Origin of the sequence: Exiguobacterium sp. 8A, assembly GCF_902506275.1 — a bacterium.
GTDB lineage: Bacteria > Bacillota > Bacilli > Exiguobacteriales > Exiguobacteriaceae > Exiguobacterium > Exiguobacterium profundum.
In genome coordinates, this window is the sequence record NZ_LR733644.1 from 1 (window position 1) to 10005 (window position 10005).

At 48.9% G+C, this 10005-nt stretch carries 11 protein-coding genes and 1 pseudogene; 9 read left to right on the forward strand and 3 right to left on the reverse strand.

The window, feature by feature from the left end:
* From GVY42_RS15175 to GVY42_RS15210, 8 genes and pseudogenes are all read left to right on the forward strand, one after another.
* The coding region (locus tag GVY42_RS15175) for a hypothetical protein (protein WP_201302281.1) at positions 1-1092 on the forward strand (1092 nt) is incomplete at its 5' end.
* Between the two features lie 99 nt (positions 1093-1191).
* Positions 1192-1395 carry a hypothetical protein gene (locus GVY42_RS15180; RefSeq protein ID WP_159565584.1) on the forward strand — a complete coding sequence of 68 codons (204 nt, stop codon included), beginning with the start codon at positions 1192-1194 and terminating at the stop codon, positions 1393-1395.
* Between the two features lie 73 nt (positions 1396-1468).
* A complete protein-coding gene (locus GVY42_RS15185) occupies positions 1469-3091 on the forward strand; it encodes a hypothetical protein (RefSeq protein WP_159565586.1) in 1623 nt (540 codons plus the stop codon).
* A 52-nt stretch (positions 3092-3143) separates the two neighbouring features.
* Positions 3144-3413: an ASCH/PUA domain-containing protein gene (locus GVY42_RS15190; RefSeq protein ID WP_159563703.1), complete on the forward strand. Its 270-nt coding sequence runs from the start codon at positions 3144-3146 to the stop codon at positions 3411-3413.
* Positions 3414-3573: 160 nt separating this feature from the next.
* A pseudogene (locus GVY42_RS15195) lies at positions 3574-3759 on the forward strand (IS607 family transposase); the annotation flags it as partial.
* Positions 3743-4879 carry an RNA-guided endonuclease TnpB family protein gene (locus tag GVY42_RS15200; RefSeq protein WP_159563702.1) on the forward strand — a complete coding sequence of 379 codons (1137 nt, stop codon included), beginning with the start codon at positions 3743-3745 and terminating at the stop codon, positions 4877-4879. The pseudogene GVY42_RS15195 and the gene GVY42_RS15200, both read left to right, overlap by 17 nt.
* 272 nt (positions 4880-5151) lie before the next feature.
* Positions 5152-6678: a HEPN domain-containing protein gene (locus GVY42_RS15205; RefSeq protein ID WP_159563701.1), complete on the forward strand. Its 1527-nt coding sequence runs from the start codon at positions 5152-5154 to the stop codon at positions 6676-6678.
* A 213-nt stretch (positions 6679-6891) separates the two neighbouring features.
* Positions 6892-7542, forward strand: coding sequence for a hypothetical protein (locus GVY42_RS15210; protein ID WP_159563700.1), 651 nt, complete (start codon positions 6892-6894; stop codon positions 7540-7542).
* A gap of 99 nt (positions 7543-7641) precedes the next feature.
* Here GVY42_RS15210 and GVY42_RS15215 read toward each other — a convergent pair whose 3' ends face one another.
* The 3 genes from GVY42_RS15215 to GVY42_RS15225 all read right to left on the reverse strand — a co-directional run bounded on the left by GVY42_RS15215 (position 7642) and on the right by GVY42_RS15225 (position 8823).
* Positions 7642-7929: a helix-turn-helix domain-containing protein gene (locus GVY42_RS15215; protein WP_201302282.1), complete on the reverse strand. Its 288-nt coding sequence runs from the start codon at positions 7927-7929 to the stop codon at positions 7642-7644.
* Between the two features lie 6 nt (positions 7930-7935).
* Positions 7936-8292 carry a type II toxin-antitoxin system RelE/ParE family toxin gene (locus GVY42_RS15220; protein ID WP_159563699.1) on the reverse strand — a complete coding sequence of 119 codons (357 nt, stop codon included), beginning with the start codon at positions 8290-8292 and terminating at the stop codon, positions 7936-7938.
* 354 nt (positions 8293-8646) lie between these two features.
* Positions 8647-8823: a hypothetical protein gene (locus GVY42_RS15225; RefSeq protein WP_159563781.1), complete on the reverse strand. Its 177-nt coding sequence runs from the start codon at positions 8821-8823 to the stop codon at positions 8647-8649.
* Positions 8824-9731: 908 nt separating this feature from the next.
* Here GVY42_RS15225 and GVY42_RS15230 point away from each other — a divergent pair.
* On the forward strand, positions 9732-10005 hold a 274-nt coding region (locus GVY42_RS15230), incomplete at its 3' end, for a hypothetical protein (protein ID WP_159563782.1).

A 10005-nucleotide genomic window follows, 5' to 3' on the forward strand; every position in this document is an offset into this window, starting at 1 on the left:
ATCCTCGACGGGCGGAAGCACGCCGGGATGCCGATGCTGAAGACGGGCACGTCCAAGACGCGCAACCTCACACAGGTGAGCGGGCTCGTCCTGCGCCACGTCGGCGTCGAGATGCGCGGGAAGACGACGGACCGGATGGCGTTCCGGAACAACGTCCTGTTGGACGGGGAACCCGGGACGGACTACCTGCTCGTGACGCATGGCAGCCACACCGTCGAGCGGAACATCCTCCTCCGGGAGAAGGGGCAGGCGGGACGTGGCATCGTGACGTACAAGACGCATGACAGCGCGATCCGGCACAACCATATCGGCGACCTGTCCCGCCGGGCGCTCCTCGAGTCGAAGGTGCCGGGCATGCGGACGGTCTACGGGAAGGTGGACGAACTGAGACGCCGGAAGGTGCTCACGACGACCCGGACGGGCGACTTCGTCACCGGGATCAACGTCCTCAACGGCGACGAGCGCCTGACGATCAGCCGGAACCTCGTCCACGGGGAGCGCACGGTGTACGCGCGGACCGATGACGGACAGGCCCAGCGACGCGACCATGTGCTCTACGCGAAAGGATATGACGGCATGCGCATCGAGGGCAACCTGTTCCAGGGCTGGGCGAACGACCCGACGGGTGGCGTCAAGGTGCGCAACGGGAACGGCGCGTCGATCGTGTCGAACGTGTTCGACGACGTGGGATTGTTGTTGTATGTATATGGCGACTACCCGGACAAGAAGGACTGGCGCCTGACGGACACGCTCGTCCTCGACAACCTGTACATCGGGCGCACGAACGCCGGCAAGTGGGGCACGGGCTTCAGCTACACGCAAGACTTCCACAACGCCGGGGAGGAGCGGACGACCGTCCGGGACAACCTGTTCGCGCACAACGTGTTCCGCGTCCGTCCCGAGGACCGCGTGCTCATCGACGAGCGTCGGCTCGGGATGAAAACAAAAGAGGCGTTCGCCCTATACGCGAATCGCCTCGAAAATGGGAAACCGATACCAGGGGGTATGTTGAACGTCACAGACCGACAGCATCGCCTGATCCGACAAGCGATCGACCCGTTGGCGCGGCCGTTACCGCGGCTCGCCGACTGACGCGCTTCCCAACCCAATCATAGCACAGGAACGGGCGACCGCGTCATCCTATCGGGGACACGTCCCGACAACCATGTGGAGGGGAAAGGGGGAGATCGGATGAACCGAAAAGAGAAAGACGGCTGGTGGCTGGATGAACTGTGGGGGATGGGGCGAACGCCCACGTACAGGGAACCGGACCGACGGCGGGACACGGAAGCGTTCAGCCTCGACGGGCAGTTCCTCGACGTGCTCCGGGAACAGGCGCGATCCAGCGTCGTGCCGGAGACAGAAGAAAGCCAGGACCGAAGCGTGCGGTCCTGAACGAAACTGAACATCTGACGAGCGGGCCGGCACATGTCGGCCCTTTTCGCGTACAAAAAAGGAGTGGGTGGATATGTCGGTTGCAAATCTGACAAGTGAGCAGGAAATGGACGTGGACAGAATCAAGCACGAGCTAAAAGATGAAGGGGTGGATTTGACGGACTGGAACCTTTATTCGGTTGAGGAGACGGGTGATGTCCGTAACTATGTATTCTTGCATCCGAATGATGAAGACGATATACAAGTGAGTGTAGACGACTATGTGGTGTTCAACATAACGGGATCAGGCATTCCTGAAAGTCAGCCTTCGATCAAGAAGTTGATACGTACGATCATCAAAACCACCGTTGATCTCTCGAAAGACGAAAGAAAATTCCGTGCGACCCTCTTACGGAATCATGCCGTATACTGGGACGTTCTAAACGAGATGGACATTCACTTGTCGTTGCTCGACCACTTTGAACCGAACGAGTATGAAACGAAAGAAGAGTTGGCGAAGGGTATCGTGGAGTCACTGGGAGAATCTTCGGAAGAACGGGAAGTCGCAGAAAGACTACATGCATACATTGAAAACTGGTGGTGGGTGAAAGGGATGCATCTTGTGTTGGATTTCATCGTCAAGGAAGGGATCGACATGACGGGGTGGGTCAACATCGGCGATAAATCCGATCTATCAAGAGGAGATTATCGCTTCTATCATCCGTTCACGGAAGAAGAGTTTGAAATCAGTTGTGGTGAAGAGAACGCATATAAGCCGACCCCACAATATCTAGAGGACAGTGTGATAAGTGTTCCCTGCGTGAAAGAAGCGAAAACGATTCGAGAAGCCATCGAACTAAACCTTGCATTTCGAGATCATCCAATCGGAAGAGAAAGAATGAATCAAGATCGAGAATCCGACGATGACCGACAAACGGTCGACATGAAACGAATCATCAAGCAGTTCGAGACCGAAGGATTCGATACGACAAGATATAAATTGCACGAAATCGTTGAAATCGACGGTCGGACGATGTATTTCATCGGAAGCGACGATTTCAATTATGAGGTGACGATGGTATCGACGGATTCAGGGAAGTTCGCACCCCACTACTACCGGAACAATGGATTCGAGCGATACGAACTGGCCGAAGCAGACTCGATTGTCGAGGCGATCGAACGACGCGAAGAATACGTCCAATTCTTGAAGTTGCGGGATATCCGATATGAGAGTACCTGTCTGAGCCCGGAACAACAAAGAGACATGGAACGTGTGCTCGAAGTGCTGGAAGCGGAACGTAAAAACATCGACCTCGACCTGTGGGCATTGCAAGGGTTCGAGGAAGAGGACGGGATCAGGCAGTATTTTTTAATTCATGAGAACGGAGAAGACGATCTTCTTGCGACCGTCAACCGAGACGGGAACTGCACCGTTCGTGACGTGCCCATCGTCCCGACTGAAAGTGATGCATACATCTCGCATATCCCACTGGAAGAAGTCCCGATCCTCTGCGATTACAGAATGGATGATGTGAAAGACGGCATCGTCTCGGTGAAGGAGGTCGAGACGGGCGAGATGGACCGTCTCTTGCAACTGATCGAAGTCGCATCGATCGATACTGCGGGACTTGTATTGTCTGAAATCTCAAAGGGTGTAGACTATACGGTATACATCCTGATTCGGTCAGATCAGCAGAAAATCAGACTGTGCCTGTAAACTGCCTGTCTGCCACCTGAATGAGAGACAAACATGGAAGGAGGGAAGACGGATGCTCCATGAACTGAAGATTTGGCCGGAGTATTTTGACGCGGTCGAGGCTGGCCTGAAGACGTTCGAGATTCGTCAGGACGATCGCGGATACAAGTCCGGCGATGTCCTGACCTTGCGTGAGTACGACCCGACTGAACAAGCGTACACCGGCCGGGCGTTGTGCCGACGCGTGACATACATGACAGCGTACGCCCAACGGGGCGGCTATGTCGTGATGGCGCTCGGGGATGTCGTCACGGGCAAGGGCGCCGAACAAACCGTATCTTGACGAGGGGGTGCCGACCGGCGCCCCTTTTTTTGTGTACAACGCGAAAATGAGGGTATAAAATAAGAACAAACGTTCTTATAATTGCTTGGGAAAAGTGGAGATGGACCATGACGAGATATGTCGACCGGGGCGAGAAGAAATGGGTCCCGTTCCTGATGCCGATCTTTGTGATAAATACGGTACGGAAATCGAAATCATTGACAACGCAGAAAAGACAGAGGAACAAGAACTGGTGGAGGACTTGATTCAAATCGTCACCGTGTTCAGTTGTCGATTACAAGGGAAACGAGCGAATAAAGCCAAGAAAATCATCAAGGAGTTGATGGAGGATGATACGGGCCAATAAGGTCAGGTTACGCCCGACTAAAGAACAAGAGATACAATTGTGGCGTTCGGCCGGCACGGCACGATGGATATTCAACTGGACGTTGAGAATGCAAGAACTGAACCATCGGTTCGGCGGAAAATTCATTCGGGACAACGATCTACGGAAACACATCACAAAAATGAAGAAACGACGACAATATGCGTGGTTGAACCAAGTATCCAATAACATAGCCAAACAAGCCGTAAAAGACGCTTGTGATGCCTATAAAAAATGGTTTATGGGCATGAGTGGGAAAAGTCGGTTGAAGGTGGAAAAGCCACGGTTCAAGTCAAGGAAGAGGTCGAGGCCGGCCTTTTATAATGACAATGTCAAACTGAAAGTGAAACCGAAGTCCGTGTTGCTTGAAAAAATCGGCTGGGTGAAAACGAGCGAGCCGTTGCCGATGAATACGAAATATTCCAACCCACGAATCAGTTTCGATGGAAAGTATTGGTACATTTCAGTCGGCGTAGAGATGGAGCGCCCCGTACAGAACCTGACAGGTGAAACACTTGGAGTCGACCTTGGCATCAAAGACTTGGCGACGGTTTCAAATGGCAGAGTCTATAAAAACATCAATAGGACAGGGAACGTGAAACAGATTGAGAAACGACTACGTCGGTTACAACGTAGAGTCTCTCGGAAATACGAGATGAATAAGAAGGGGAACCGGTTTATCAAAACGTGTAACATCCATAAATTAGAACAGAAGATTCGACATATCCATCGAAGGCTAGCGAATATTCGTCAGAACCATTTACATCAAACAACAACGGAGATCGTGAAAACCAAGCCGTCAAAGATTGTTGTAGAGACGTTGAATGTAAAAGGGATGATGAAAAACAAGCACTTAGCAAAATCAGTTGCACAACAAAAATTCTACGAGTTCAAACGCCAACTTCAATATAAGTGTGAAGATTATGGTATTGAGTTGGTGGAAGCAGATCCGTTCTATCCAAGTTCTAAGTTATGCCATGGATGTGGTCATAAGAAAGTGGACTTAAGATTGTCAGACCGTACCTACCATTGTGACCGATGCGGATATACAGCGGACAGGGATTACAATGCGAGTCTGAACTTGGCTGGTTATAGCGCTTAAACTACGAGTTTCCACTGAAACAGAAACGTAGATAGTAGGATTCGTTGCATCCGAATTGACGCCTGTGGAGTGTTAGAACAAACGAGAGTAGCGAGCAAGTGGCAAAATCGGACACGTAGAAGCAGGAAACAAACATAAATCTGATACATGTTATAACTGGTTAGAAAAAATCATCAGATTTATGGCAACGGATTGTTACGGTTGTTGGTATTATAGTAATGAACACGTCGAATTAATAAGAATGTGTATCCTGTTAAAAGGAGTGGTGCGAAGTGATTTCAGGACAGCTGATGTACGAGGAGAGACACTATTCTTTTGAGTTAGACGAAAATACTTTTGTACTTACATTGCATCCTTTGGATTCGGAAATGGGTGTTTTCTTCAATCCTCTAGAGTTTCTTTTGGAAGGCCGGACCGATAACAGAAAATCACCAATTTGGTTGATTGGAGAAGAGTATGAAACAGACAGACAGCTTTTGTTCGTAGTAAAACATATCCAAACGAAAACTAGACGCGACTATAGGCATTCTGAAACAAAAACGACATTGATTGCTAGGGTTGAAATATATATACACTTCGAAAGTAGGGAATTTTTCTCATCTCCAGACGAGATTAAAGAGAGATTGGATGTCAATGCGATATCTTTTGAAGGTCCCGAAGTCGATGGTTTTTTCCCTGTAGTTCCGTACGAAATCAGCGGAATGAATAAAGATGGAACTATTGCGCTGAATGTAAGAGATTACGGAAATACCAGCGAAAAATTTTCATTTCAGTACAGAGAAGATAAGACGATAGAAACACTCCTCTCTATTCTCAGAAAAGCTAAGTATGGGTCTAGGAACCCCCTTCAATTTTCTCGACGCTTGACCCATTCATTTGAATCTACGAGTGATTTAACATTTTTGGAAAACCTGATCTTAGACACGAGAAAAGTATTCATGTTTCTGACTTACAGAAAAAACGTTCATTTTGAAAGCATCAGCTTGAAACGTGGGGAAATGGGTGAACTTGAAACGGTGGGGCAAGTGTTTATGCGCTTTTACGGAGGAGAACGTGTTGAGGAGTCGTCGAAAATAGAGAAGCGAATCATAGACCACACATTGATTGGTCAACAAATGCCCAAGCTGTTTGAACTCATATCTAAGGACCAAATTTATATGGGACATGTTCCAGAAAGTCTGAAAGAGTCATGGTATATCACGAATGGACGTTATGTGATGGCAGTCGCAGGATTTGAGGCACAATATAAAAAAGTGAAAGGGGATTCCTCAGTTCAAACAGAATCTCATATACAAAGAGAAAAGGCGAAGGAAGAGCTGATATTGGAATTGGAGAAGAAGTTAGAAGACATAAAAGGAAAAAAACATCAGAAAAAAAGCAAGAAAATGTATCAAGGGATTATCACTCATCTTCAAAGTGATAAACGTTCACTGGAAGACAAGATAGAGGAAGCTTTTTCAAAGAACCGGCCTGTCATGGACTATTTTTTAAAACATTTGTACGAGGACTTAAACGGAGTTGACGTGGATTCTCAATCCTTAGGAGAACGGATTGCAAAGCATCGAAATAAATTTGCGCATGGGGATTTGGATTTTGAAGCCTATGAACTTTATATACTTGACTTTTGGAGTATAAAGTGGCTCTACTATGCGATGGTCCTCACAGAACTCGGGATGTCTGAAAAAAGTATCTATGACAGTATCAATAAATTATTTGATCGGAGACTTGTGAGTTACGACTATCTTTCCAGTGATGAGAACTCTCAAGAAAAGACACATGAACCAAATAAGGATACTTGATAACGCCTATTGAATTTGAGTATGAAGTAATTGAGAAGATTGAGATCACTACATTGATTTGGAGGGATAAATGATGGAGTGCAAATTTTGCGGTAATGAAACAAACGAATACGATCCTTTTCCTACGGTGTGCGAAAGTTGCTTCGAAGAAATTAATCTTGAGGACCCTCATGGAGAATGGATAAATTATGAATGAATGTTGGATGAAGAGTTTTGTCTTTAAAAATAAAGGGAGGAATTTTTCTGAATGTGCAAGCATCTTTTAATCGTTTTATGAGACAACATGGAGAATGGTTTGATGTGATACGGAATAGCGAAGTAGTTGCGCAAATACAAGGACTGCCAAACAATGATAAAAGTGGTCCCTATATCGGTTTTTACGAAGGTAGTGATGTTCACCAAGGGGACTGGATTAAAGGAACGAAGTCGAATAATTTACTTTACATTGATGACTTATTGTCAGAGTCGGCATATGGTAAGGTTTTTCAGGTTAAAGGGTATTATTTAACAGAAAGACAGTATAAAAAACTCGAAGAAGAAAAAGAGGCATCAATTAAACCTAATGTAAATTACTATCTTCATGGAGATAATTCAAGAGTTAATAACCACTCTAAAGATTACTCAGTCAACGTCATTAACGCATCTACAAACGAAGTGATTAATGAGATTCTAAAAGTTCTAAAAGAGAGTATAGATGACAAAAACGAAATTGATAGATTAGAAAAAATTTTAAAAGATATGCAGAACACTCAAAATACATCTTTATTTGTTGATCATTATAAAAACTTTGTATCGAGTGCTGCTAATCATATGACAGTTTTAGCTCCATTTATACCTGCTTTAAGTCAAATGATTGGTAAATAGCCTCTCCTACTGAATCCAAATGGTGAGTGGAAGGTTATGTCGAAAGAAATCAGACAGAAAGCCACATAAAAAAGAAAGGGCACCTTGGCCCTTTCTTTTTTATGACATCACTAAGTCTTTTTTAGGTTGGTCGTCATCCTGTGCGACCAACTGGAGACGAAGGTCGAGCACCTTAGAAATTTTGAGTAGCGTCTCCAATTTCGGGACAACAAGCTCTCGCTCCATCCGTGCGATCGTCGACTGGGCGACGCCGGCGAGTTCGGCGACATCGCGTTGGGTCATGCCCATGTCTTTACGACGTAGCACGAGCTGGGTGATGAGCTCAATCTCAAGATGGTCTGACTCATCAAGGGATGTGAGTTTTGACCGCATGTCGCTCAAAAGCATATGGGTTCATCCTTTCTTCTGCCAATTCTTCAGGGCTGTCTCGGCGCGCTCGATCTCACGGCGAGGGGTCTTCTGTGTCGTCTTATAAAAATGATGCAGAATCAAGACGGTGTTCCCTTCCATGGCGAACAAGATTCGCATGGAGCCGGGACGCATTTCCCAAATCTTATCTTTCAAATGTTTGACCTGGGGTTCCCCGGTCCGAGTGCCTCGTTCTTCAACGAGGCGGAAATGATGAAAGATTTGTTTCAAGAGGACGCGCTCGGGCTTGGAAGTTTTAGCCCGCTCATCCAGTTCCGACAAATGGCTCTCGAACGGGGAAGTCCCGTCTAAGCCATCCGCATATTCAAACTCAAAACGCATATGGTCACCTCGTTCATGCTCTATGATAGCACGTATGCATTCAAAAATCTAATCTGTGCTTGAATTTTGTGGTCTATAAAACGACCGTTTACTGCACGACGTTTGAGAAAAAGATGATTTGAGCGAAGGGTGAAACACTTCTAGATGGATGGATCCACAAGGAAGAAGTGAGGGAAATGTATCTGGAGATTCACGACTTCCGTACACCATACGAAAACATCATGGGAAGAACTTCTGTCAAACAGAGGGATTTACTGTTGTCGATTTTGATGATCGCCATGGAGAAAACATTTAAAGACGGTTGTTTGAGGTAGGGGATGTTCCTCCGCCCTCTTTCGACAAGGGCGACCACGCTCAAAAATAGGAGGTTCCGATCACCATTTTGTTTCCCATCCCTCCGTCCCTTGCGTTAAAATGGTCTGGTGCGCCCCGGGATACCACGACTACTGATTCATCACCCGGGGGGCGCAACCGGTCGAGGTTCCCGTCCGGAACGGACGTCACTTCCCCGACGGGGACCGAACGACGCATCCGCCCGGCCCCCATCTGCCAGACGGTGACGTCGTTGACAGACCTACCGGGCCCCTCGTGGAAGCGGCCACGGACGGGACGGGAGCCCGACATCCCCGGTCACCCAAGGTGGCCGGGGTGTTTTTGTCTCTCCGCCGTCTCAAAAAAAGGGGATGCCCCGTTCCGTTTTCGACGCCCCATCGCCCTGCGATGTCGTATACTAAAATCCTGACAACAAACCGCCCGCCGGCCCGCGCATCGGAAGACACCGAAAACCTAGCGCATGCAAGCACCGTCGATCATCTAATCGTTTTCTCTGTTTGACACATGATGGAGAGGGATGCGCGGACCGTCAGGCAACCGATTCTCCCCGGGTCCCCTCACGGCGATCCGGGGCTTTTTTGTCGTTTCTGGCAAAAAAGGAAGGATAGAGCGCTTTCAAAAACAGTGGGAGCGCTGTCCCCTTTTTGAACTCGAGGGGCGTCTCGTCCCCGGTATACTGGAGGGACAGTCGTCCGGTCGATGTCGGCAGTGGGATGGTCATCCTGTACCGGGGGATTGGTTCACGCAGGCCCGCCCTGCCATCTGATGTATCGGTCATCGGTTCATCCCGTCCGCCCCCCACACCATCACGCGCGAGTAACCCGTGTCTTTTTTATCCTTCAGGAGAGGGACGGACGGGTCCCTGAATCGCCCCCATGCCTTACGGCGTGGGGATTTTTTGTCGTCTCGGTGACACGTCCGGGGCTTGCGTCACCCATGTCCCACTCGACCGGTCATCGGAGCAGGGGCATACCTGTCAAGGTATTCAAAACAAGGCGGAGCACCGTCCCGTTTTTGAACCCGATGGTCCCCGAGGGCGAGATATGATGTCGTGGGGGGATGTGTCCATCCCCACTACATATCCATGAAAAGGAGAACAGACTGATATGACCAAACAATCGAAACCAATGACGGACCGACAGAAGGGACGGGCGAACGTCCTGCGCGGGGCGACGCTCGCGACGCTCCTCGCCGGATCGCTCCTCGGCGCGCAGCCGACGGGAGCCGAGGAGACCGGTCCCGCCCCCCTCTCGACCCGGGAGGCGCTCACGCCGTTCGAGTCGTCGCTCGCCCTCCTCACGGACCTCGAGGCGCCCGTGCCGATCGACTACTACCAGGGACAGGACCGGGTGACCGGGACCGTCGCGCCGGACGTGAAGA